This is a genomic window from Paenibacillus durus ATCC 35681, from assembly GCF_000993825.1.
Lineage (GTDB): Bacteria > Bacillota > Bacilli > Paenibacillales > Paenibacillaceae > Paenibacillus_AQ > Paenibacillus_AQ durus_B.
Genome location: NZ_CP011114.1, coordinates 709,190 through 733,118, shown reverse-complemented (window position 1 = coordinate 733,118; position 23,929 = coordinate 709,190). Strand labels below are relative to the sequence as shown.

Here is a 23,929-nt window from a genome sequence, read left to right as displayed (position 1 = left end):
TATAAAATAGTATTCATGCACGCCCCCCATGTCTTTATTCCGGGTTGAACGACAGGATAATAGACCTAGCTGTCAAGAACAGACGCTGGCCTACCCAACTGATTGCAGAAACGAATACCGGCTCAACAAAAGCCGTTTTTCGTTTATCAACAGCATGACGGGGATCATGGAATCATAGCTTGTACATTTTTCATTTTTAAAAAGGAGAGAACCGCATGTTTCGGATCAGGCATTCCATTGGCCGGAGATTTATGTTGTTATTGTTCGCTGCCCTCTTGTTCACTTCGCTTACGCTTAGTATCAGCTTTTACTTTATCTCCATCAACACCATTAACAGCTACGTTGTCCCGCAGATCGACAAGCTTCTCGGCTCCGCATCGCAGGATGTTTACAAACAGCTCAACTCAACCAATGCCATGCAGGCCCGCACCAATGATCAGGCGGCGACGAATGTGGAATATTATTTAAGGGATAAACGGACCCAGCATAATGTAGAGACGATTTTTCTAGCAGAATACAAAGATGGAAAAGCTGTCGTCCTGAGTGCGGATCATGCTTCGGCGCTTAAACGGAAGGAAGAAATTCAGGTGACACCGGCTTTGGAGCAGGCCTCCAAGGGAAAGAGCGGTATCAGCGAAATATATTCCGACAGTCATGGCGTACATAAGACGGCTTACGTTGGCATTCCGGGAAGCGCCCTTGTGGTCGGCGTCAGCGCGGATATGACATTCGTCAGGGATAAGATAACGAGTACACTGTGGACCAGCGCCGGTATTACGCTGCTGGCGTTGATCATCAGCATGGGCGCGGCTATGCTCATGAGCCGGCGAATTACCCGTCCGATCACCCGGCTTGCGGCATACAGCAACCAATTGGCCGAGGGTGATTTTACTCAAGAATTGGATATTAAAGGTCATGACGAAATTTCCCGGTTGGCCGAGAGCTTCCAAACGATGACGCTGCGCCTGAAAGACTTAATCGGCGAGGTGCTGAGTACCGCAGACACCGTTATGGATGATTCCAACGAAATGAAGGAACGTGTGGACGGCATCCGGGATATGGCGGAAAGCTCCAGGAAATCCGCTTCTGAGATTGGTAAAGGCAGCACGGCAATCGCAAGCAGTGCGGCGGACAACGCCCGGGCCATGGAAGAAATCAGCTTGGGCATTCAGCATATCGCTTCGGCAGCGGGCGAAGTGACCGAGCAGATCCATGAGGCTTCTTCCGAAGCGGTCAGCGGCAACGATACGGCTCAAAGCGCTGTCGAACAGATGCGCCAGATTGGACGGACTTCCGCGAAATCGCTGGAACAGTTCCGCAAAATGGACGAGCAGTCGCAGAAAATCGGCGATATCGTCCAGGGCATCTCGGAGATCACCAAACAAATCCAAATGCTGTCGCTTAATGCCTCTATTGAAGCGGCGCGGGCGGGCGAGCATGGCCGCGGCTTCGCCGTCGTCGCCGGAGAAGTGCGCAAACTGTCGGAGCAATCCAGAGAAGCCACCGAGCAAATCCGTGAGTTCCTTCTGCGCCTGCAGGAAGAAATGCAGCGTTCTGTGACCAGTATGAATGAGGTTAATGCCGAGGTTGCGTCCGGCGTAGGCAAAGTTGAGGAAGCCGGCAACGCCTTCGACCACCTTGCCATACTCATCCAGAGCATCAACCAAAGCGTTCAGTCCGTTTCCGCAGCCACCCAGCAAATTTCGGCGGGAACTGAAGAAGTAACCGCATCGGTTGAGGAAACTGCGCAGATCACTAAGAAATCGCAGGCGGGCGCCGAGACCCTGGCCGACAATTACCGCAGCCAGCAGGAACAGCTCGATGGACACGCAAAGACGGTGGAGCATTTACATGGCCAGACGCTCAAAATGCAGGAAGCGGTAAGGAAGTTTAAAATTTAACACAAAAAGGTCCCGTCAGGCTTCCACCCAGCCTGACGGGACCTTTTGCTGTCTAATGCAGACCGGCGACTCCTGCTTTCATCGCCCGTCCCATGCGCAGCGGCACTTCGAATGCCAGCCACCAAAATCCGGCGTTTCCGGTTAAGAGCCAACCGCAGCCGCCCCGGCTTCAATCTCTGCTTCGCCGTGCCCTGGGGTTCGGTCCTCCTGAAAGCGGAATGCGTGCCCGCCTGGAGACAGGGACTCCATAAAGCGCCCGATCCGGCGCAGCGCTTCGGTCAACTGCTCGTCCGAAGCGGCATAGGAGCAGCGTACATGTCCCTCTCCTTCGGGTCCGAACACGGAACCGGGCACGACCGCGACGCCGGCCTCATTAAGCAGCCGGAGCGCGAATTGCTCCGAGGTCAGCCCGGTTCCGGCAACCGACGGAAAGGCATAGAAGGCGCCGTCCGGCATATAGCAGGGCAGGCCAATCGTATTCAGCCCCTCGACGAACAGGGTCCGCCGCGCGTCAAAGGCGGCTTTCATCCGGTCTTTTGCTACAATTCCGCTCCGCAGCGATTCGAGGGCGGCAATCTGCCCCGGAACGGGAGCGCACATGGCGGTGTACTGGTGGATTTTGAGCATCGCGGAAGATAGTTCGCCGCTCGCGCAAGAATAGCCTACCCTCCAGCCGGTCATGGCGAACGCTTTGGAGAATCCGCTGATAACAATAGTCCGCTCTTTCATTCCCGGCAGCGCCGCGATGCTGACATGCTGTCCACGGTATGTCAATTCGGCATAGACCTCGTCGGAAATGACAAGCAGATTATGCTTAGCGGCAAGCTCGGCAATCGGCTCCCAATCTCTGCGGGTCATGACCGCGCCGGTCGGATTATTCGGATAATTGACGATGAGCGCCTTGGTACGCGGGGTGATGCTCTGCCGCAGCGCCTCGGCCGTCAGCTTGAAGCCTTCTTCCCGCTTCGTCTCCACGGGCAGCACAGCCCCTCCGCTCAGTGTAACCATCGGCGCGTAGGCGACATACCCGGGTGACGGGATGATCACCTCGTCTCCCGGTGAAATGACCGTCCGCAGCGCGATATCCAGCGCTTCGCTGCTGCCTGTCGTGACGATGATCTCCGCACCGGGATCATAGTGAAGCCCGAAGCCGGTGCTTAAATATCCGGCAATTTCCTGGCGGAGCTCCGGAAGCCCCGCATTCGAGGAGTACCCCGTTTCTCCCCGGTTCAGCGCGCGGATGCAGGCTTTCCGGACCGATTCCGGCACCCGGAAATCCGGCTCGCCGACTCCGAGCTGAATCAAGCCCTTGTCACCCGAGCATTTTTCAAAAAAAGCGCGGATGCCCGATGGGGGCAGCTCCCGAACATCCTGACGAATCCATTCACCGGACATGGACGGGCACGCCCCTTTCCTTCAGCGAAATTTCTCTTTCCGACGATATGCCGCCCATGATCACGCCAACCTTCATGTCTATCGCTCCTTTTCGTTAACCGATTCGCCCATGCTCATACAAGCCTATTCATTCTGTGGTCGCCAGCTGCCGCCATTTTTTCCGTCACCATTCATCAGCTCTCTTGCCGCTTCGCCGATGATGGCGATTCCCTTGCGGATATCCTCATCGGTCACTCTGGAGAATCCAAGACGCAGCGTGTTCCCGCCTGTTCCATCCGTATAGAAATTGTCCCCCGGCGTGAAGATCACGCCTTTTTCCGAGCAGACCGCAAGCAGCTCCCTGGTGTCAAAGCCCTGCTCAAACGCCATGAACAGATGCAGCCCGCCGTCTCCCGACAGGGTGGAATAAGGAACCATCTCGCGGCAGCATGCAAGCGTCCACTCGTATTTCCGTTTATATTCGGCCCGCGCCCGGCGTAAATATTTTTCCAGATTCCCGTTATGCAAATATTGATACAGCAGCGATTGGTCGAGCGTCGAGGTATGAATGTTCCTTGCCCGCTTGATGCTCTCAAGAATGCCGATCAGCCGCCGGTCCGCCAGCACCCAGCCCACTCTGAGACCCGGAAACAGCACTTTGGAAAAGCTTCCGATATAAATGACGCCATTCCCCGCTCCCGCCATAGCCGCCAGCGGCGCCACATGCGAGCCGGAGTACCGCAGTTCCTCGTTGAACCCGTCCTCGATGATGGGAATCCGGTAGCGGTTCATCAAGGTCATCAGCTCCAGCCTTTTTTGCAGGGAAGTCACAATGCCCGTCGGGTTATGGTAGGACGGAACGAGATAGGCGAGATCATACGCTCCTTCTGCCAGCGCCTGTTTCAGCCCGCCTATGCTGATGCCGTCCGGCTCCATCGCGATGCCCTTGATTTCAAAGCCGTGCAGCTTCAAAATTTTGATCGCCGTATTGTGGGTCGGGTTCTCGCACAGCACGGTTCCGCTTTTCTTTCGGATGGCCGACAGCACGATGTCAAAGCCTTCGGTGAAGCCGCTCGTAATCAGCATATCTTTATCCTGAGTATCCACGCCCTTGCGGGCCATATAATCCATTAAATAGTCGATCAGCGGCTTGTAGCCCTTGGCATAGCCGTAATTCAGCAGCACATTTCCCTCCACGGCCATCCGGTCCGAAAAAGCGCGCTTGACGCTGTCCAGATCGAACAGCTTCTCGTCCGGCGCGATGCTCGTAAACGAGATCGTTCCTTTCGCCGCCCGGATGCCGCGCTTCATCAGGTCCAGTTCCTCCGCCAGCCGGGCATATTCGCTCACGTGCTCCGTCCAGTCCAGCTTCCGGCCATCGTCCGCTTCCGTAATACCGGCTGCCCGCACGGGCGACACCGCAGCGGCAAAGCTGCCCTTGCCCTGCACGGTGTAGGCGAAGCCGTCTTCCTCAAGCTCCGCATAGGCGGAGATGACCGTATTGCGGCTGACGCCGAGCAGCCCGGCCAGTTCTCTGGTCGCGGGAAGCCGCCGGTCCGCCTGAAGCGCCCCTTGGACGATCAGCCGTTTCATATAATCCTTAACTTGGAGATAGACCGGACGTCCCTCCGCAAGCTTGAAATCATTGAACATACGTGTATCTCCTCCACCGTTATCATGGCATATTTGCACAGGCAAAAAAAGAACCGCACACGCGGCGATTTTCACCGGTTGCGGTTCTGTATGTCAAAAAAGTGATATCTCTCTCTAATGAATGTTGTATTATGGTAGGGAAGAAATGAATAGGATGAATTCTTTTTACGACGGAGGTATGGACATGCTCTTTATCGATAACGCCGGAATTACGGACCCGGCCATCAATTTGGCCATAGAGGAATACGCGCTAAAATTTCTGTCCATGGACGAGAGCTATTTGCTGTTTTATATCAACAGCCCGTCCATTATTATCGGCAAGCATCAAAATACAATAGAAGAAATCGATCAGGAGTACGTCAAGGAGCATAATATCAAGGTCGTACGGCGGTTGTCCGGCGGAGGCGCGGTCTATCACGACCTCGGCAACCTGAACTTCAGCTTCATCACAAAAGATGACGGCGAATCGTTTCATAACTTCCTGAAATTCACCCAGCCGGTCATCGATTACTTGCAAAGCATGGGCGTTAACGCGGAACTAAGCGGACGCAACGATCTTCAGGTCGGGGAGCAAAAAATTTCCGGAAACGCCCAGTTCTCAACCCGGGGACGCATGTTCAGCCACGGTACGCTGATGTACAATCTGAATCTAGATGATGTGCAGGCTTCGCTGAATGCAAATCCGGAAAAATTCAAGTCCAAGAGCACCAAATCCGTCCGCAGCCGGGTGGCCAATATAAAAGAACTGCTCGGAACGGACATGACGATCGAGGAATTCCGCGCGGGCCTGCTGCGGTCCATCTTCGGCATGGAGCCGGTCGAAGTGCCGCAGTACAAGCTTAATGAGGAAGATTGGGCGCAAATCCATAAGATCTCCACGGAGCGGTATCAGAACTGGGATTGGAATTACGGCCAGTCGCCGAAGAGCAATGTGAAGCATGCGGTTAAGTTCCCGGGCGGCATCGTCGATATCCGGATGGAGCTCAAGGACGGGCGGATCGAGGAAATCAAGATTTACGGCGACTTCTTCGGCGTGGGCGATGTGGCTGATGTGGAAGACGCCCTGCGCGGCAAGCGGTATGAGCAGGAAGAGGTCCGGCAGGCGCTCTCCCACCTCGACCTGAAGCATTATTTCGGCCGTATCGAGCCGGAGGATGTTATCGGGTTGATTTTTCTGGAGGAATAGGCGGGGGGATATAAAATGAACTTAAGATCCTCTCATCAGGTATAGTCGTAACTACGAGGAATGTTTGGACTTCCGGCCGCTGTTGTCCCCAGATTTCTTGATTTAAACCGCTCTTCGCGGATGAAATCCGGAGAAAAAAGGCGATCGCTGTCGCTCCTACAGTTCCAAACTTCCCCTTCGTTACTCCTTACCCTGACGTCATTTTTAAGTTCATCTTATATAATAGATAAAATAAAAAAACAAGAGCGTCCCGGCATGTTCATAGCGGGGCGCTCTTTCGTATTCTTAGGTCAGCCAGAAACTTCTGGTTGGCCTATTTCAGGGTTACGGAGTCAATCCGTTATTTGAATACAGGCTTTTTGCGATGTTTCGTTCTTTGTTCAAAAGAATATGCTATGCGAATTAGAGCAGGTTCGCTAAATGCTGTTCCAGCAAAAGTAATCCCAAATGGTCTGCCGTTCTCTCTATACCCAGCGGGGATAGCAATGGACGGATAGCCCGCTCTGGCGCATAGATCCGCTCCAATATAAGCAGGAAACATTATCGCATCTAGTTGATAACGTTTTATCGCATAATCGATTCCCTCGTTCTGAGCAAGATGCAAATCCATTATGGATTCAAGAATGTAGTCTTTATTTTTAAGGGGGGCGGTCAGCCTTTCCCGGAATTCCAAAAGATCTTGACCGTATTTTAAAGCTGTTTCAGCATGTTCCTTATTCCATTCAAGTAGCTCGGACAAAGAATGGATCGGCATGTGTGCCGGAAGGCGCTGCAGATAATTCTCTATTCCATGTTTGAATTCCAGATTCATCTTATTCCACTGCCATGGGCCATGGAACGAGGGAATATCTATCTGTTCCACCACTTCGGCTCCTGCTTTAATCAAGTCGGAGACCGCCTGATTAAATAGCGCCTCATCATACTCGCCAGATTCTCGCACATGATCGGGCACTTCACAAAAGACTCCGATTCTCGCTCCGTATAATCCCTCTCTGTCCAGGAATGCGGTATAGTCCTGCTCGGTATGACAGCTTTCACCCCGCCAAGTTGCCGGATCTTGCTCATCCCTTCCAACTAATGCGTTAAGCAGAATTGCCGCATCCGAAACCGTTCTTGCCATCGGCCCGGCCGTATCTTGTGAGTAAGAAAAAGGGATGATCCCCGAACGGCTGATTAAACCGACGGTCGGCTTGATGCCTACGATAGACATCTGTACGGCCGGACTTAGAATGGAAGCAGAGGTTTCTGTACCTATCGCCGCCGCTGCGAGACTCGCCGCAACCGCAGCCGCCGACCCAGTACTAGACCCGCCTGTGAAAAATTCACCATAAGGGTGCGTGACCTGCCCACCCTTTGAACTGTATCCTGCCCACATAGTGGAGGAAACGCCGTTGGCCCATTCTGTCATATTAGTCTTGCCTAAAATGACAGCTCCTTTTTCTCTTAACCGCCGGATCAGAAAAGCATCCTCCGTGCTTACATGCTGTGCCAATGCTAAGGCTCCCGCACTAGTCCGCATCTTGTCTCCGGTTTCGATATTGTCCTTCACAAGAATCGGAATTCCATGAAGAGGGCCTCTACTGCCCTTACGCTGCCGCTCTAAATCGAGCGCCTCCGCAATGAATATGGCATCGGGATTGATTTCCATAACTGAATTAATGTGAGGACCATCCTGATCATACTTTGCGATACGGGATAAATAACAAAACACTAATTCTCTTGAGGTCGTTTTTCCATGTGCCATCGCGTCTTGTAAATCGAATATGCTTGTTTCTTCTACATCGAAGGTTTTCATTTTAAAAGGATCTTTCATATACACGCCCCATCAGTCCCAGTCTTCCAAAATTACGTAGTTAGTAATCCAATAATACCACGATGGATAACATTACAGCGGGATTGAACCAGGGCGTGTATGCAAAGATTTCGCATGAAGCTTATTATAGAAGATTTAAATTTACCGCCCCGTACTTACGTACACGAATATTAAAAATTTTACCCACACCAAATGAGTTCATATATTCCGTATAGGATGCTGTGGACTCTCTCGGCAGCAATGCCATGATCACTCCGGCAAATCCACCTCCATGCACGCGGCATGCGCCCTTTCCGATTCTTTTAATGAACCGTTCGGTAAGAGCGAGATGTACCGTTACCCCTTGTGTCTCGGGCGCCGAATTTGAATAGCAATTTTGCAACCATTTCCAGGAGGAATTGCCGGATTCATTGACCAGCCTTAGAAACTCATCCGCATCATCGTTTTTCAAAGCTTCGACCTGTTGATCCACCCGGCTGTTTTCCTCATAAAAATGCAGCGCTCTCAAAAGCGCCCTATCTCCAGGACTCTCCCTTAGTTCCGCAAAATGCTTCAACACCTCGTCTATACTCAAGTCACGGAGAACCTCTCCGCCAAGCTTTCCTGCCACCGCCTTCATTTCAGTAGGAATGGAAGAGTACTCTTCACTTAAATCGGCATGATTTGCTCCCGTAGGAATGATTAACAGCTCATAATTTTTGTCTATGGCTTCAAAGTTCAATGTTTGGATAACCGGAGATTGGCCGTCTTTAAAATCAATTGTAATCAGGCCGCCATACCCGCAAGCGATTTGATCCAGCAGGCCCGACTGTTTATTCCATTTCGTATTTTCAGCATATTGGCCTATCTTGGCACATGTAATAATATCCATTTCGTTATGGTTATAGAAAAAATTAAGAATCGAACAGATCAACATTTCAAAAGATGCCGAAGAACTGACGCCAGCAGCGCTAATAACATCACTAGTTATGCAAACATTGAACCCGCCAATGCTGTAACCGTACTTTTCAAAGCCGTCGAGTATGCCTCTTACAATCGAGTAGGTGCCGGAAGCATTCTTAATATCTTCTCTCCGGGTAAGATCAATCGTAAAATCTTCGCTGTAAGTTATGCTTTTTATGCAGATTTTATTTTCTGTATTCTTCTCTGCAACGCCTATACAGTCCATATTTATGCTCGCCGCTATAACTTTGCCCAAATTGTGATCGGTATGATTTCCGCTGATTTCACTGCGGCCAGGCGAACTAAACAGATAAACATCGGCTCCATCAAATCTTTGGGTATACTCGTTAACCAGAGAAGTGTATCTGTCGATTTGAGAGGAGAGGGCCTCTTGGCTCTCTCCATAAAGGTCTATTAATCTTTCCTTGAACATCTCCGAATTAAGTAACTGAAATGTATCCGCTATAGATGGCATTTTGCCATTCCTCCATTATTGATTATTATGACAAATCATCCTTTTACAGCCGAACCAACCGTCATCGCATTCTCCACTTGTTCGCTGAAGAACAAATAGATGATGACCATCGGCAAGCTCGCAATCGTCATGACCGCGCCCATGCCGCCCCAATCGGTGCTGTATTGCCCCTGGAAGAAGAGCAGACCGAGCGGGAGCGTCTTCATCGCTTCGTCGGAAATCAGAATATAGGCGAGCATAAATTCGTTCCAGTTGCTTAAGAATTGGAAAATGGCAACGGTTGCGATGGCAGGAGTTACGACAGGCACGATAATCTGGATAAACATCCGGTAAATATTCGCTCCGTCCATGCAGGCCGATTCCTCCAGCTCGCCGGGGATGCCTTTCATGAAGCCGTAGAATATCAGGCAAGAGAAGGGCAGACCGATGGCGACATAGGGAACGATCAGCGCGCCGTAGGTATTCGTCAAATGGAAATCACGAACCAGAATGGCAAGTGGAATCATGATGACCTGAAGCGGCATGAACATGCCGATCGTCATATACAATCTGACACTCTCGCGGAACTTCCAGCGCATTCTTGCGATGGCGAACGAGAACATCAGGGCCAGCACAATAATCAGCAGCGTGGAAATGGATGAGACGATAAAGCTGTTCATAAAATAGCGCGGAATATTGAACTGCGACCAGGCCGCCGTATAATTCTCAATTCTGAAATGCGTCGGAAAGCCGAACGGATTGGTAACGAATATCTCGTCGTTGTTTTTAAGCGAATAAGAAATCATCCATACCAGGGGGTAGACGGAAATCACAAAATAGATCCATAGCGGGGCCTGAATCAGAACCGCTCTCAGCTTCTTCATATTGCACTCCTTCCTTACCGGTCAGCGCTCTATTTACGCTTCGTTCCGGTCAAACGTCTTGTTAATGATTACCGTTGCCAAGAGGGACAAGCTGACCAGCACGACAGAAACGGCGCAGGCATAGCCATAGTTGCTTTCCATAAAGGCATAGCGGTAAATCATGTACGTCAGCGTGTAGTTGCTCGTTCCCGGTCCGCCGCTCGTCATAATCAGCATTTGCACAAACGCTCCGATCCCGGAGGTAATGGCAACGATCAGACAGAACTTGTAGGTCTCCTTCATCAGCGGAATCGTCACCTTGCGGTGCGCCATCCATTTGGAGCAGCCGTCAATCGTAGCCGCTTCCATATACTGCTCGGGGATGGACTTGACGCCCGCGTACAGCAGGCTGAACTGATATCCCATGAACTGCCAGGCATTGACGAACGCAATCGCAATAATGGAAACGGTCGGCGACGTAAGCCAGTTCTGCTGGTAAGGAATATGAAGCAGGTTAAAAAGACGGTTGATCAGCCCGTTAGCCGGGTCGTACATCGCAATCCACAATTGGCAGACAACGGTGACGGACAGCACGACCGGGATAAAATAAGACGTCTTCAGCAATTTGCGCCCTTTGATGCGCGGATCGGCACAAGCTAGTGCGAGCACCGTTCCTAGTCCGATCTGAAACACCGCAAGCACAAGTGCGAAGAGAAGGCCGTTGCGCAGAGAAGTAATAAGCAGAGGATCTTCCAGAAGATCCCGATAGTTGGAAATCCCATTCCAAGTTGCCGTACTCAGCCCGTCCCAGTTAAAAAAGCTTCGGTATACGGTCTGAAGCACCGGATAAATAATGATGACACTATAGATAAGCAGGGCCGGAAGCAAAAACAGCGCAATCGCTTTTTTATTACTTAAATATCTGTTCATGCAGTATGATTCCACTCCTTTTCTTACGAAAGCAGCCCCGTTTCCCCCCAGGGAAGCTAAGAGGCTGCTCCGCACAGACTTTTCTTAAGCCCCGTTATTTATTCTCCTTGGCCAAAATGCGGTTAACATTATCTGTGAATTGCTTCACCGTAAAGCCGCTGACCAGCATGTTCTGGGTATTGTCATCGATCACATTTTTGATCTGCACATTGCTAACCGCTGTGGCGTAGCTCTTCACGTTCGGCAGAACCTCATCCGCAATCCGCTTCATCATAGGCGGCACTTCGCCGGTCATCGGCTTATCGACTTTGACGGATACGATCGGGCTACCCAGTACGGAATACTTGTATTCGCTGTATTTTTGCGCAAGGAAGCTTGCCACTTTAACGGCGGTTTCCTTGTTCTTGCTGCTTGGAGATACCGAGAATCCGCCGGGTGAGCCCGCACCGTTGATAAAGCCTTTGCTGCTGTCGTATGTCGCCTCATCCTTGGCCGGCCAGTACATCCAGTCTACCTTGTCGCCCAGTTTCTCTGTGCTGCTGTAAATCTCCCATTGCCCGTTGACGAACATGGCCGCTTTGCCCGAATAGAATTGGGACGAAGCCTGGTCATAGTTGGTGTTGGTGGCGTTGGCGTCGAACAGGCCCCCTTCCTGCAGCTTCTTCATCTGCTCGGCGGCCGTTACAAACGCCGTAGGCAGCGCGGCCGGTTTGCCCGCTTCCAGATCGCCAAAGCCTTTAGCGTCTTCCCGTGTTACCAATCCGGCGTAGAAGGCGGTTGTAATCCATTTTTCCTTGGCGAATATGGCCATTGGCGTGTAACCTGCGGCGGAAAGCTTCTTGGCGGCGTCGGCCAGTTGATCAATTGTTTTGATTGGCGTCTGAATACCGGCCTTTTGGAAGATATCCTTATTGTAGTAGATGAGCTGGAACTCAATTCCCGTATAAGGGAAAGCGTAGACATGTCCGTCCGGAGCGGTCAGCCGGGATTCGAGACCCGTGTTCAGCTTGGATTTGAAATCAGCGGTTTCCGGATAACTGTCGAGCAGCTCCACGTTCTTGGACTTGGCAAAGGTTTGGAGCGTCGTCCAGTCCGTCTCGTAAATATCCGGCATGTTACCGGTTGCAGCATACGTTTTCAATTTTTGATAACCGTCCTGCACCGCTTCATCCAGCACAATTTCCACATTCGGCATTTCTTTCTTCAGCTCTTCCACTGCATAGTCAAAAGGCTTGGCGGTATCTTCGTCAAAATGCTGCGCATACACCTTGATTTGAATTTTCTTCGTTCCGTCGCTTGCCCCGCCGCTGTTCCCTGAGGAGGCTGAATTGTCCGAATTCTTCCCTCCGCAAGCCGTCAGCGAGATCGTCAGGGACAGAGCAGCAAGCACACTAAGCGCTTTCATATATTTCCGTTTCATATTGAATCCCCCTTCTTTTCTTCCTGGTCAAAATCCATCTTCTTTCTGAAATCGCTTTTTGTTAGCGCTTCCAGTTGGTTGATGTCTCTTATTATAGTGAAGCCCGGCATTACCGATAAGGGTTAAACCGGGCATAATCGGTAATATCCGGGACAAATCGGCCGCTTAAATGTCCGGAATGCTTCGGAGCATTGGATGCGATCATCCCGTCCAAAATCGTAAAAAGCGGTCCTGTCCGGACCGCTCCATGATCGCTTTTAGACTCCTATTTTCCAGTCTGCCGGATGCGGATTTCCCGCTGCTCGAATTCCGACGGCGGCATGCCGTAATGCTTTTTAAAGCTTTTGCTGAAATAATTCGGGTCGGCGTAGCCCACCCTTTCAGCGATTTCCGCCAGCTTGACGTTGCCATCGGCCAACAGCTCTTTGGCCTGCTTCATCCGTATATAGGTGATGTAATCGAGGACGGCAATGGCTCCTTCCTTGCGGAACACCTTGCGCAAATAGCTGGAATCGACATACATGCCGCTTGCAACCTGATCCACCGACAGCTCCGGATCGGAATAGTGCGTGTGAATATAATCTTTGGCGGCCAGAAATAGATTGTACGATTTGGACGGACGGGCGTCCGGCCTGTACTCAATCACTTTACGGTACAACCCGGCAATCCAATCCTCTGCCTCCTCCCACGAGGCCATTTCCCGAAGACGCTGCTCCGGTGAAGCCGCCGGCTTCCACAGGCTCTCCGGGTTCATTCCTATTTCGCCGGCATAGGACAGACACAGCGAGACATAGCTCATGAGAACGGTAAAAGCAAATCGGTCTCCGGTACGCCGAAGCCGAAACTGAGCGATTGTCCGGCTGATTTCGTCCATGGCGGCCTCATGATCCCGCATCTTCAGCGCCATCAGCAGCGTTTCATGGATTCCCGGATGAAGCTCATGCCTTACTAGCGGCGCTCCTTGCTCGGAAAGCAATGAGGATTCATTGAAGAGCGCCTGGGCCTTTTGCGCCGCTTGCTCCATAATGGTGCGCCAAGTCCCCTCTTTCCCGCCGGCTTCACGCTTCAGCAGGGCGGCTTCCTCGCGAAGGCGCAAGGTTGCTCTTACTTTTTCCATCATGACGGTGAACTCCCGCTGGTCGAACGGCTTGAGCAAATAATCGTGGACGCCCAGCCGAACCGCCTTCTGGGCATATTCAAATTCGTTATGGCCGGTTACGAACACGATCAGCAGTCCGGGCACATTCACCTTCAGCTTCTCGGCCAGCTCCAGACCGTTCATATAAGGCATGCTGATGTCGATCAGCGCCAAATCGGGCACATACCGTTTCGCCTCCTCCAGCGCTTCCCGGCCGTTGGCGGCTTCGCAGCAGATCGTAAAGCCATGTCCGCTCCAGTCCAGCTTGCTGCGCATATAATAACGGAACAGCGGCTCATCGTCGGCTATCATCACTTTATACATAGCCTGCCCTCCTTTCCTTTCCGGGTACCTTCATTTCCATTACCGTCCCTTCTCCCGGCTTGCTGCGGACCGTCAGCCCGTACGGCTCGCCAAAATAGAGCTTAATACGCTCATAGACGCTGTATATTCCAATAGATGCGGGCCTGCCGTTCCCGGAGGCAAACTGCGTAATCCGCTGCACCTGCTCCGGCGGCATCCCGACCCCGTTATCTTCAACAGAAATCACCGCATCGCTGCCGTCCTTCCTTGCCCGGATAACAATCAAACCCTGGCTGCCCTTGGTTTTTAGACCATGATAAATGGCGTTCTCCACCAGAGGCTGAAGCGACAGCTTGGGCACCATCACACCCGTAAGCTCCTGCGGAATATCGATTTCATAGCGCAGCACGTCGGGATTACGAATCTGCATGATGTTCAGGTAATCCCGAACATTGCCGATTTCGCCGGCAAGAGGAATCAATTCACTGCCCTTGCTCAGCACCACCCGGTAGAAGTCGGCCAGCGCCTTAGTCGTATCCCGGGCCTCCTCGCTTAGCCCCAAATCGTTAAGAACATAAATCGTATCGAGCGTATTATATAAAAAATGGGGCTTGATCTGCGCGTGAATCAGGGCCAGCTCATACTCCCGCTTACGGCCCTGTTCCTCGGTTATCGTATTAAGCAATTCCTTAATCTGCTGCACCATTGAATTAAAGACCGAGGCGATTAGACCGGTTTCGTCTTCCGTCGTCACCGGCGAGGTGACATTCAGGTCGCCATCCTTCACCTTCCGCATCGCCTTTGTTACCTGGAGCAAGGGGCTCACAATGATCTGGGACAGCTTCCCCGCAAGCAGCAGCGACAGCAGCAGGCATAAGGCGCCAAATGCAAAAGTCAGGACAAAGTTCCGGCGGATATCGCCGTTAAGCGTTTGCAGCGAAACCATGTTCACCAGCTTCCAGTTCAACCTGTCATAAGCGGTAACCGTTGCCAATTTGTTCCCTTCTCCCGAGCCGACAATGTCGGATACCGGGGTTTCACGCTCCAGAAGACCGGGGGATACGTTTGCCGCGAACGGCGTCAGCAGAAGCTGTTCATTCGGCGACGCAACGATTCGGCCAGCGCCGTCCACAATATAATACTGCTTGGAGGACGAGCTCTCGCCCATCACCTGCAGAATCGAAGCGAAGGTCGTCTCCCTGACATTGACAAACAGCGTACCCAACTGGCTGCCGGTATCCAGGTTGAATACGATCTTTCCCAGTGTCAGTACCGGAACAGCGGGGTCGCTGACCATATAATCCCGCCGTTCCACCGGCAGCCAGCGGCCCACGCCGTAGCTGCCCATCGCTTTAACTTTTTCCGGCAGGCCGCTGTGTAATACCTTCTTATCCCGGCTCACCTGGGGAGGATAGGACGAGTACACCCTTCCGTTCACATCAACGAATACGGCCGAGTCCGCATCGGGAAACAGCACCAGGTCAATCGAAAGACGGCTCTCCATCAGATTACTGAACCTCTCCTCTTCAATCGCCTCGGGCGAAGCCGAGCGTTCACCATACAGACGGATGATATCGGTCGTCATGATATTGGCGCTGCTCTCCGTATTTTTCACGATAGAATCCATCTGTGAGAGAATAAGCCGGGACTCGTCCCTGACATTGTTCTTCGTCTTCTCAATGACCGAGCGGCTGAACATTTCGCCGGACAGCAGACCAAGCGCCAGCAGCGGAAAGATGATCAGCGGCAAAAAGATAAGGACGATCTTTCGGCGGATCGGCAGTCTCCCGAACCAGCCCGTTATACCGTTTCGCATGCTTCTCCCCCTCCTTTTGACTGCGCTTGCAAAATATCCGCTTGGCTTCATTGACTCTAATCTCAGCCCGCCCAATTGTTCCATTCATTTAACACATTCTTATATCGTTCATTCATCAAACACAATCATATCATGTATTCGATCGGCTCAAGCTGAATTCCATTATTTGTGCTCATTTGAAGAAAGTCAATCATTCGACAAAAAAAGCGCGAAGGCTTAAGGTCCGGGAACCCTGGACGGCAAAAGCTCTTCGCGCATCGGCCCGCCCACTATGCGGACCTAAGGAACTTCAAGCGTCCAAAGCCCGCCGCTACCGGCCAACAACAAAAGTCAGGACGACCAGCACCAACGTCAACGTGACGCAAACTCCTTCCACGGCCCCGCCCTTCTTCGTGCCGGTGCTCATCAGCTTCAGCCGCAGCTTGAAGGGCAGGGGCGGCAGCGGAGTGATGCCCCGCTGGGTGAGCGAGTCCGCCAGCAGATGCAGCGCATACGACAGACCGCCGGCAATCCACAGGAGGCCTCCGCCTTCTATTCCCTGCCCGGCAACATATAACAGCGCCGTCCACCCGGCCACGCCGTACAGCGTATGGGTTAACCCCCGGTGGGGAACGAGCGCGGCAATGACCAGAATGCTGCCCGCGATCGCATTCCAGGGATCATAAGCGCTTCCGAACGCCATCAGTCCCACTGCGATCAGCAGCATGAAGAGCTTACGCAGCCTTCGTCCCGGCAGAAACGCTACGCTGCCAATGAGCAGCGCCAGTACGATATTCCAAGGATACGGCGCAATATCCGCAAAATACAAAAAGACGGCGGCGGCGATCAACGTTAACTGCAGCGTGCGCAGCAAAAAAGCAGGAACCGCACTGCGTACAAGCAGCGAATTCGGTTCGTCGATGTCGGGAAGCAGCGAGCTGAGCAGCGCTACGGCGACAACGGGAACCGTGATATGACAGCCGGCCAGCTGCATGGCCGACAAAGTGACCCCGGTGCTGATCACCAGGTGGGATTTGCCCATCATCGCTTTGCAAACGCCCCTTTCTAAGATGCTAGGGAGAAACGGCTGCGCCATCCTTTGGCAGGACAGCACCGTTTCTCATAAACACGAACACACGTGCGGCTACCGAAGTATACCAAGCCTTCCTCCTTTTGTCCAGTCTGTATTTATCGCGATTGTTCTCCCCTTATTTTTAGGATACAATTTAGTCAGCTCATCCGTTTCCCAAGCAGCAGATTTATATAAGGAGAGAAACCGAATGTACAAGCTGATTGCCATCGACATTGACGATACGCTGATCAATGACGACAAGGAAGTAACCCCCGCCACACAGGCGGCGCTGGAAGCGGCCATAGCCGCAGGCGTGGTTGTCACGCTAGCCACCGGACGCGCTTACGCATCCGCCCAGGCCATTGCCCGCCAGACCGGACTTAATGTGCCGATCATTACATATCAGGGCTCCCTGGTGAAGAATCTGATGGACGAAAAAGTGCTGTACGAGCGCTTTGTGCCTCAGGACGCGGTTCATAAAGTTTTTGAATACTGCATAGAGCACAACCTGCATCTGCAAACTTATGTCGACGATAAGCTGTATTCCCGCGAGGAGAACCAGAAGCTAGTCGATTATGCAACACTGAACAAGACCCAATACTTCATTGAGCCGGATTGGAAAAAGCTTGCCGGGATCAAGACCCCTAAGCTGCTGATCATCGACGATCCCGACTTCCTCGACGAACTGGCGCCCAAACTCCGGGAGCTGCTCGGCAGCGAGGTTCATATTACCAAATCGAAGCCGCACTTTCTTGAAATCATGCACAGCGAAGGCACCAAGGGGCTGGCGCTTGAATTTCTGGCAGACTATTTCGGCTGCGAGCTGTCCGAGACGATCGCCGTGGGCGACTCGTGGAACGACCATGAAATGCTGGAGACCGCCGGTCTCGGTGTAGCTATGGGCAATGCCATTCCGGCACTGAAGGAAATTGCGAACTATATAACGGCAAGCAATAACGAGGACGGAGTCAAGCAAGTTATCGATAAATTCATCCTGTAAAAAGGCTATTATCTAAAATAATGTTCCTTTATTGTCTTCTAAATAGTGCATAACCCCACCATTCGTTGGTGGGGTTATGCACGGTTATTTAACTATCGTGTCCCGTTAGAGATTAACGAGGCAAGTTATCCAACTTTAGTTCCCAATGTTCCTCCACAAGGTCTAGCCCCCACATGAATTGCTCATTTGCTTTAGTTAGCTCAAATCCGAATTTACTATATAATCTTCGAGCTGTTTTCAGCTGACTTACCGTTTCTAAAGATATTTTTTCATATTGCGTTTTTTGGCAAAAATTAATTAATGTTTGTATTAATTTCGTTCCTACACCTTTTCCACGAGCAGACGTATCAACAATGAACCATCTTAATTGAGCTGTTTTATCATCTTTTTTGACTAAACCTATGCATCCAGCAAATTCCCAATCTACTTCTGCAATCCATATCTTTTCGATTTCCGCTTCAAAAGTACTACGGAGATACTCTAAAAATTTTTCATCAAATCCGTAGTTGTCTATAAAGAATTCTCTTTGTTTCTCAATCATTATTTCCTTATCATCGTCTGTATAATGATCTCGTATAGTAACAACCGACTCATCTTCATTATGTTGTTTGGTTAATATATTTTCAATTGTCACCATTGATTCCAAAAGTTTTTGTTGATCTTTCAAACTAATATCTTCGAAAAGCTTCATTACTTGTTGATTAGCTTTATTTTCTAGACTCTGATAAATATCTTTTCCTTCTGAAGTCAAATGGAGGAAGAAAACACGACTATCATTTTCGCATTTTTCCTTATAGATAATATTTTTATTTTCAAAACTTTTTAATACTCTACTGACATATCCCTTATCTAATTTTAATTGTTCTTGTAGTACTCTTGCTGTACAAGTATTTATTTTATTAATTTCATATAACAATCTAATCTCTGTTAAAGATAAAGAGTCATCATATACATGTTGATTAAATAAAGATTGGTAGTTGAAATAAAAACGATTAAATTTTCTGATTCCTTTGACTATAGAAAGATTAGGTTGTGGCATGCTAAAAAAGCTCCTTCAAAATAAATTAGTTGTCAAAATCAACTTTTTTAAAAAATTATAGTCAAAATAGTTGTCAAAATCAACTTTTTTCTGAGCTTTTAAAATCACCGTCTAAAATGACGTCAGACGCGTCAGCGATCGGCATTTCTGCCCGTTAACTGAAAAGACAACAATATTTTCGAAATGAGCCATAAAAAAGACAAAGGGAGCGCGAACCCAAAGCCGTACGGGTCCTAACGCTCCCTTTGTCTATATGTGCAGTGCTTGCCTGGCGAAGCTTATATTTCGGTGCGTAACGCCGGGAGGTAAAGCTTCACCCAGTCCAGCACAAACCCGGCGGAGTTCGCAGCCGCCAGTTCTAGGTTGGAAGTGAACAGCTCTTCCGCAGCAGTTCCGGCAAGGTCGGAAATGGCGCGCACCGCCAGAAACGGCACACCGAAACGATACGCGGTTTGGGCGATCGCCGCACCTTCCATATCCGTCGCCAGCGATTCCGGGAACCGCTTGCGGATGAAATCGGCAGCCTCTTTGCTGCCGATAAAAGAATCGGCGGTCGTAATCAGGCCGGTGAAGACTCTCCCGTCCGGCTTTCCGGCGGCGAGCTTCCGCGCGAGCGCCAGAAACTCCTCCTGAACGGGGTAACGGGCCGGCATTCGCGGCACCTGACCGTAAACGTACCGCTGAAAAGCCGTCGCATCGACATCACAGTAAGCCAGCTCCGTTCCGACGACGACATCGCCGATCCGCAGGCCGCTGCCGATGCCGCCAGCTGAGCCGGTATTAATAATCAGCTCCGGCTGATACCGTTCAATCAACAGCGCCGTCGTCAGCGCCGCATTGACTTTGCCTACGCCGCTTTGCAGCAGCACGATCTCCCGTCCATCCAAAGTTCCGGTGTAATAGATTCCTCCCGCCGCTTCCGATCTGTGAACATTCCCCAGCCGGCCCAGCAGCCATTCCACCTCTTCTTCCATTGCGCCTATGATCGCTATGCTCATCCATTCGACTCCTTTATGCAAGCTTCACTGTAATGTTTCGCCGGGCGCCTGCCGTCTAATCCCGGCGGGCCTTACGGGCAAACCGGTTCCCCGCAGATTGTATGCCCTGGACAAAAACGATGAGAATGGCAACCGTAACGAGAATAACGAAGGTGTCAAAACGCTGGTATCCATAGGAAATAGCAAGATCGCCGATGCCTCCCCCGCCGACTGTTCCGGCCATCGCCGTTGCCCCGATAAGTCCAATAGTCGCGGTAGTCATCGTCAGAATCAGGGAACCGAACGCCTCAGGGAGCAGAAAATGCCAGATCACCTGAAACGTCGTCGCCCCCATCGCTTCAGCCGCTTCCATGATTCCGGGACTGACTTCCAGCAGAGAGTTCTCTACGAGACGGCCGATATACGGCGCCACATAGACCACCAGGGGAACGATGGCGGCGCTGGTCCCAATCGAAGTATGAACGAGCAGCCGGGTAAACGGAATAATAGCGACCAGCAAAATAATAAACGGCAGCGACCGGACCACATTGATTAGCGGATTAAGCACAGCGAATACGAACCGGTTCTGCAGGATGCCTCCGGGCCGGGTAATCACAAGCACAATGCCGATCGGAATGCCGAGCAGCGCCCCGAAAAACAGCGATACCCCCACCATGACCACCGTTTCACGCAGCGCCTGAAATAGCTGATCCGCTGTAATAATCGTATTCATACCGCCGTTACCTCCTTAATCACCGGGTCCTTATGACTTTCTGCAATCACCGGGTCTTTCCGGCGGTTCTGAAATTCCTGTAGATCCTGAAGCTCTCCAATCTCAACGCCTCGTGATCCGAGAAATTCAACTGCCCGGAAAATATCCCGATCCTCGCCGCCGAGCTGCACAATCATCGTACCCAGCGTCGTGTTCTGGATTTGGCTCATGTTGGCAAACAAAATATTGACGCTGACGTTATATTTTCGAATCAGGCTGTCGATGATCGGCTCCGAGGCGTTGCCGCCCACAAATTTCAATTTGAACAGCCACCCCGCTCCTTCCGGATTTAGGCTCTGGAGCACGCTTTCCGGCACCGAAGTTTGAATAACGGTCCGCACGAAGCTCTCCGTCGTGGGATGCTGAGGGTTGCCGAAGACTTCGAGTACCTCGCCCTGCTCGATGATCTCGCCCTTTTCCATGACGGCCACCTTATTGCAGATTTGCTGAATGACGGCCATTTCATGCGTGATCATGAGAATGGTGATATGATATTCTTCGTTTATTTTTTTCAACAGGTCCAGAATGGATTTGGTCGTCTGCGGATCAAGCGCCGAAGTGGCTTCGTCGCAGAGAAGAATCGAAGGATTACTCGCCAGCGCCCGGGCAATACCGACCCGCTGCTTCTGTCCCCCCGACAGTTCCTTCGGGTAGCTGTCCGCTTTGTCGGCCAGCCCGATGAACTGCAGTAGCTCGGTCACGCGCTCACGGATGCTCTTCTTGTCCTGCTTCAGCAGCACGAGCGGAATGGCGATGTTATCGTATACCGTCTTCGACTCCAGCAGGTTGAAATGCTGAAAGATCATGCCGATTTTCTTCTTGGTCTTGCGAAGCTGCGCCGGAGAGAATTGATCCAGCGCTTCACCTTCCACGAAGACCCGGCCTTTCGTCGGGCGCTCCAGATAGTTGACCATCCGGATCAGTGTGCTTTTGCCAGCTCCACTGTACCCGATCACTCCGAAAATATCGCCTTTATCCACCCGCAGGTTTACGCCTTTCAGCGCTTCAATCGTCTGTCCTTTGCGTGTAAACGTCTTGTGAATATCCCTTAATTCGATCATCCTCATGGTCTCCCTTCGCTTAACTGAACGGCAGACTTGCGGAAAATTCCCGTTCTTGCAATCCGCTCGGCGGCTTCCAGCAGCTGCTCCTCGCTGTTCACGAGTCCGATCCGCACATAGGAATCGCCCTGCGAGCCGAAGCCCTCGCCCGGAGCGACCGCAACATGGGCCTCTTCCAGCAGCTTCTCGGCAAATTCCCGCGACCGGTAGCCTTTCGGTACTTTAAACCAGGCGAAAAAGGTTCCTGCGGGAGCTGAAACGTCCCAGCCGATGCTCCGCAGCTTCGAGACTAAAGCATCTCTCCTGCGTTCATAAGTCTCGACAAGCTGTTGTACATTGCCCTGCGGTCCAAGCAGCGCGGCCGCGGCCGCATCCTGCACCGCGCCGAATATTGTGCTGTACGCATGCGTGTGATACAGCTTAAGGGCGCTGATGACCGAAGCGTTGCCAGCAGCGAACCCGAACCGCCATCCCGCCATATTGTAGGTCTTGGACAGCGTATAGATTTCCACGCCGTATTCCTTGCCACCCGGTATCTGCAGAAGACTAATCGGCCTCAGACCGTCAAACCCGAACGCGCCGTACGCGAAATCGTTCACCACCGGAAAATGATGCTTGGCGGCCAAAGCGAGCGACTGCTCGAAGAAGCCCCTCGTCGCCACCGCTCCGGTAGGATTGTTCGGATAGTTAAGCAGCAGCAGCTTCACGCGCCGAATGATTTCCTCCGGAACCGTGCGGTAATCCGGAAGAAATCCGTCTTTTTCGTATACGGGGATCGCATGCACCTCAGCCCCGGCCATCGCGGCCGCCGCATAATAGGGTGGATAGGCCGGATTGGCCGTCAGCAGAACATCGCCGGTTCCGAGCAAGGTTTGCGCGATACCCATAATGCCGGTACTCGATCCGTGAAATACGGCAATCTCCGTCTCCGGGTCCAGATCGACGCCATACTCGCGCTTATAGAAGGCGGCGACGGCTTCAAGCGTGCTCTTTTTCCCGTAAAAAGGGGGGTAGCCATGGTTCTCCGGCTTGTCGGCCGCTTCCTTCAGGCTGCGGACAATATGCACCGGCGTCGGCTGATCCGGATTGCCGCTGGACAGATCGATAATATCAACGCCCCTGCTGCGGTAGTCGGCTACCTTTTCCTTAAGCGCCCTGAAATAATGTTCGGGAAGCCGACCGACGACAGCGGAAGATTTAAAATTCACCATGATTACACCTCACCGAAATCTTTATTCATTAAAATAAGCAGGCAGTCTGTAGCCTTCATAAGCCGGATTGGATTTGATATAGTCCTTGAATTCCTGTGAATGATAGCCCTCGATAATATCTTTTACGAACTGCTTGTCTTTATTTTTGCTGTCCACGGCCACGATATTTGTGAATGGGTCCGTCATATTTTCAAGCTTCAGCGCCGTTGTCAGTTTGATGTTATTCGCAATGGCGAAGTTGCCCTGAATGGCGGCAAAATCTACATCCTGAAGCGCCTGAGGTCCTTGAGCGGGCTCCGTCGGCACAAATTTGATATTATGCGGATTGGAAGTTACATCGTTAAGCGAAGTTTGCAGCGGATCAATATTATCCTTCAGCGTAATCCAGCCGGCTTCTTTCAGAATGGTCAGAGCCCGCAGCATGTTGACAGGCTCGTTCGGCAGATTGACCTGGGCGCCGTCGCTGATCTCATCCAGGCTCTTATGCTTCTTGGAATACAGGCCCATCGGAGGAGTCGGAACTTGGACCGCACCAATCAGATTGATCCCTTCTCTTTTATTGATCGAATCAAGGTAGAGGGAATGCTGGAAGACATTGGCGTCAATCTCCCCTTGTGCTACGGCCACATTCGGTTGAATGCCGTCCGTGAACTCCTTGTATGTAATCTTGTACCCTTTTTTCTCAAGGTAAGGCGCAACGCCGTTCTTAAATTGATCGCTGTAAGGCCCCGGGTTAAAGCTGATGCGCAGCGTTTTGGCTTCCTGCTCCGAACTGTTCCCTGACGAAGCGGCGTTGGAGTTGTTTCCGCATCCCGAGATCAGAAGCACAACGGCCATAATCAGTAATAGCGGCGATACCCAGCGATTCATTGCCTTTTTCATAAACATTCTTCCCCCTTAAATATCCATTCCATAGATTTCTCCGATTATCTAATTTAACCAATTAATTTAATCGGATTTATTTGTTTTTCATGATAGTATGCATCTTTATTGCTGTCAATACGTTAAAACACTGGGATTATCAA

19 protein-coding genes are annotated in these 23,929 nt (G+C 51.4%); 3 read left to right on the top strand and 16 right to left on the bottom strand.

Going from position 1 to position 23,929, the window contains the following annotated elements:
• The first annotated feature begins 215 nt into the window (after positions 1 to 215).
• Complete coding sequence (locus VK70_RS03295; RefSeq protein WP_025697885.1) at positions 216 to 1,901, top strand: methyl-accepting chemotaxis protein; 1,686 nt, start codon at positions 216 to 218, stop codon at positions 1,899 to 1,901.
• Between the two features lie 141 nt (positions 1,902 to 2,042).
• On the opposite strand, the gene VK70_RS03290 is transcribed toward VK70_RS03295, so the two are convergent.
• Positions 2,043 to 3,296, bottom strand: a complete 1,254-nt coding sequence (locus VK70_RS03290; RefSeq protein WP_025697883.1) for an aminotransferase class I/II-fold pyridoxal phosphate-dependent enzyme — start codon at positions 3,294 to 3,296, stop codon at positions 2,043 to 2,045.
• Positions 3,297 to 3,419: 123 nt separating this feature from the next.
• Positions 3,420 to 4,928, bottom strand: a complete 1,509-nt coding sequence (locus tag VK70_RS03285) for an aminotransferase-like domain-containing protein (protein ID WP_025697881.1) — start codon at positions 4,926 to 4,928, stop codon at positions 3,420 to 3,422.
• Positions 4,929 to 5,112: 184 nt separating this feature from the next.
• On the opposite strand from VK70_RS03285, the gene VK70_RS03280 reads away from it, so the two are divergent.
• On the top strand, positions 5,113 to 6,114 hold the full coding sequence (locus tag VK70_RS03280; RefSeq protein ID WP_025697879.1) for a lipoate--protein ligase: 1,002 nt from the start codon (positions 5,113 to 5,115) through the stop codon (positions 6,112 to 6,114).
• A 340-nt stretch (positions 6,115 to 6,454) separates the two neighbouring features.
• Here the strand turns inward: VK70_RS03280 and VK70_RS03275 are convergent, their stop codons facing one another.
• The 8 genes from VK70_RS03275 to VK70_RS03240 form a co-directional block, all read right to left on the bottom strand.
• Positions 6,455 to 7,927, bottom strand: a complete 1,473-nt coding sequence (locus VK70_RS03275) for an amidase family protein (protein WP_025697877.1) — start codon at positions 7,925 to 7,927, stop codon at positions 6,455 to 6,457.
• Between the two features lie 124 nt (positions 7,928 to 8,051).
• Positions 8,052 to 9,344 (bottom strand): galactokinase, encoded by a 1,293-nt coding sequence (locus VK70_RS03270; RefSeq protein WP_025697875.1) that lies wholly within the window; start codon positions 9,342 to 9,344, stop codon positions 8,052 to 8,054.
• Between the two features lie 35 nt (positions 9,345 to 9,379).
• Positions 9,380 to 10,207, bottom strand: coding sequence for a carbohydrate ABC transporter permease (locus tag VK70_RS03265; RefSeq protein ID WP_025697873.1), 828 nt, complete (start codon positions 10,205 to 10,207; stop codon positions 9,380 to 9,382).
• 33 nt (positions 10,208 to 10,240) lie between these two features.
• Entirely contained in the window at positions 10,241 to 11,116 is an 876-nt protein-coding gene (locus VK70_RS03260; protein ID WP_025697871.1) for a carbohydrate ABC transporter permease, read from the bottom strand.
• 94 nt (positions 11,117 to 11,210) lie between these two features.
• Positions 11,211 to 12,536 (bottom strand): ABC transporter substrate-binding protein, encoded by a 1,326-nt coding sequence (locus VK70_RS03255; RefSeq protein ID WP_025697870.1) that lies wholly within the window; start codon positions 12,534 to 12,536, stop codon positions 11,211 to 11,213.
• Between the two features lie 265 nt (positions 12,537 to 12,801).
• Positions 12,802 to 13,998 carry a response regulator gene (locus tag VK70_RS03250; RefSeq protein ID WP_025697868.1) on the bottom strand — a complete coding sequence of 399 codons (1,197 nt, stop codon included), beginning with the start codon at positions 13,996 to 13,998 and terminating at the stop codon, positions 12,802 to 12,804.
• On the bottom strand, positions 13,991 to 15,793 hold the full coding sequence (locus tag VK70_RS03245) for a cache domain-containing sensor histidine kinase (RefSeq protein WP_046722791.1): 1,803 nt from the start codon (positions 15,791 to 15,793) through the stop codon (positions 13,991 to 13,993). Before VK70_RS03245 ends, VK70_RS03250 begins: the two co-directional genes overlap by 8 nt.
• Positions 15,794 to 16,103: 310 nt before the next feature.
• Complete coding sequence (locus tag VK70_RS03240; protein WP_025699500.1) at positions 16,104 to 16,817, bottom strand: metal-dependent hydrolase; 714 nt, start codon at positions 16,815 to 16,817, stop codon at positions 16,104 to 16,106.
• A gap of 235 nt (positions 16,818 to 17,052) precedes the next feature.
• Between VK70_RS03240 and VK70_RS03235 the strand changes: the two genes are divergently transcribed.
• A complete protein-coding gene (locus tag VK70_RS03235; RefSeq protein WP_046722787.1) occupies positions 17,053 to 17,844 on the top strand; it encodes a Cof-type HAD-IIB family hydrolase in 792 nt (263 codons plus the stop codon).
• Positions 17,845 to 17,956: 112 nt separating this feature from the next.
• Here the strand turns inward: VK70_RS03235 and VK70_RS03230 are convergent, their stop codons facing one another.
• The 6 genes from VK70_RS03230 to VK70_RS03205 all read right to left on the bottom strand — a co-directional run bounded on the left by VK70_RS03230 (position 17,957) and on the right by VK70_RS03205 (position 23,786).
• The gene (locus tag VK70_RS03230) at positions 17,957 to 18,883 is read right to left on the bottom strand and encodes a bifunctional helix-turn-helix transcriptional regulator/GNAT family N-acetyltransferase (RefSeq protein ID WP_025700793.1); all 927 of its coding nucleotides are present in this window, start codon (positions 18,881 to 18,883) and stop codon (positions 17,957 to 17,959) included.
• Between the two features lie 278 nt (positions 18,884 to 19,161).
• Positions 19,162 to 19,881 (bottom strand): 5'-methylthioadenosine/adenosylhomocysteine nucleosidase, encoded by a 720-nt coding sequence (locus VK70_RS03225; protein WP_046722783.1) that lies wholly within the window; start codon positions 19,879 to 19,881, stop codon positions 19,162 to 19,164.
• Positions 19,882 to 19,936: 55 nt separating this feature from the next.
• On the bottom strand, positions 19,937 to 20,593 hold the full coding sequence (locus tag VK70_RS03220; protein ID WP_025688364.1) for a methionine ABC transporter permease: 657 nt from the start codon (positions 20,591 to 20,593) through the stop codon (positions 19,937 to 19,939).
• Positions 20,590 to 21,693, bottom strand: a complete 1,104-nt coding sequence (locus tag VK70_RS03215) for a methionine ABC transporter ATP-binding protein (protein WP_025695755.1) — start codon at positions 21,691 to 21,693, stop codon at positions 20,590 to 20,592. The genes VK70_RS03220 and VK70_RS03215 overlap by 4 nt, the downstream gene beginning before the upstream one ends.
• Positions 21,694 to 21,695: 2 nt before the next feature.
• Positions 21,696 to 22,901, bottom strand: coding sequence for an aminotransferase class I/II-fold pyridoxal phosphate-dependent enzyme (locus VK70_RS03210; RefSeq protein WP_025695754.1), 1,206 nt, complete (start codon positions 22,899 to 22,901; stop codon positions 21,696 to 21,698).
• Between the two features lie 24 nt (positions 22,902 to 22,925).
• Positions 22,926 to 23,786: a MetQ/NlpA family ABC transporter substrate-binding protein gene (locus tag VK70_RS03205; protein ID WP_025695753.1), complete on the bottom strand. Its 861-nt coding sequence runs from the start codon at positions 23,784 to 23,786 to the stop codon at positions 22,926 to 22,928.
• Positions 23,787 to 23,929: the final 143 nt, after the last annotated feature.

Bases quoted from the DNA above. Each gene is read 5' to 3' on its own strand.
- VK70_RS03295 (WP_025697885.1), top strand. From the start codon at position 216: ATGTTTCGGATCAGGCATTCCATTGGCCGGAGATTTATGTTGTTATTG.
- VK70_RS03290 (WP_025697883.1), bottom strand. From the start codon at position 3,296: ATGTCCGGTGAATGGATTCGTCAGGATGTTCGGGAGCTGCCCCCATCG.
- VK70_RS03285 (WP_025697881.1), bottom strand. From the start codon at position 4,928: ATGTTCAATGATTTCAAGCTTGCGGAGGGACGTCCGGTCTATCTCCAA.
- VK70_RS03280 (WP_025697879.1), top strand. From the start codon at position 5,113: ATGCTCTTTATCGATAACGCCGGAATTACGGACCCGGCCATCAATTTG.
- VK70_RS03275 (WP_025697877.1), bottom strand. From the start codon at position 7,927: ATGAAAGATCCTTTTAAAATGAAAACCTTCGATGTAGAAGAAACAAGC.
- VK70_RS03270 (WP_025697875.1), bottom strand. From the start codon at position 9,344: ATGCCATCTATAGCGGATACATTTCAGTTACTTAATTCGGAGATGTTC.
- VK70_RS03265 (WP_025697873.1), bottom strand. From the start codon at position 10,207: ATGAAGAAGCTGAGAGCGGTTCTGATTCAGGCCCCGCTATGGATCTAT.
- VK70_RS03260 (WP_025697871.1), bottom strand. From the start codon at position 11,116: ATGAACAGATATTTAAGTAATAAAAAAGCGATTGCGCTGTTTTTGCTT.
- VK70_RS03255 (WP_025697870.1), bottom strand. From the start codon at position 12,536: ATGAAACGGAAATATATGAAAGCGCTTAGTGTGCTTGCTGCTCTGTCC.
- VK70_RS03250 (WP_025697868.1), bottom strand. From the start codon at position 13,998: ATGTATAAAGTGATGATAGCCGACGATGAGCCGCTGTTCCGTTATTAT.
- VK70_RS03245 (WP_046722791.1), bottom strand. From the start codon at position 15,793: ATGCGAAACGGTATAACGGGCTGGTTCGGGAGACTGCCGATCCGCCGA.
- VK70_RS03240 (WP_025699500.1), bottom strand. From the start codon at position 16,817: ATGATGGGCAAATCCCACCTGGTGATCAGCACCGGGGTCACTTTGTCG.
- VK70_RS03235 (WP_046722787.1), top strand. From the start codon at position 17,053: ATGTACAAGCTGATTGCCATCGACATTGACGATACGCTGATCAATGAC.
- VK70_RS03230 (WP_025700793.1), bottom strand. From the start codon at position 18,883: ATGCCACAACCTAATCTTTCTATAGTCAAAGGAATCAGAAAATTTAAT.
- VK70_RS03225 (WP_046722783.1), bottom strand. From the start codon at position 19,881: ATGAGCATAGCGATCATAGGCGCAATGGAAGAAGAGGTGGAATGGCTG.
- VK70_RS03220 (WP_025688364.1), bottom strand. From the start codon at position 20,593: ATGAATACGATTATTACAGCGGATCAGCTATTTCAGGCGCTGCGTGAA.
- VK70_RS03215 (WP_025695755.1), bottom strand. From the start codon at position 21,693: ATGATCGAATTAAGGGATATTCACAAGACGTTTACACGCAAAGGACAG.
- VK70_RS03205 (WP_025695753.1), bottom strand. From the start codon at position 23,786: ATGAAAAAGGCAATGAATCGCTGGGTATCGCCGCTATTACTGATTATG.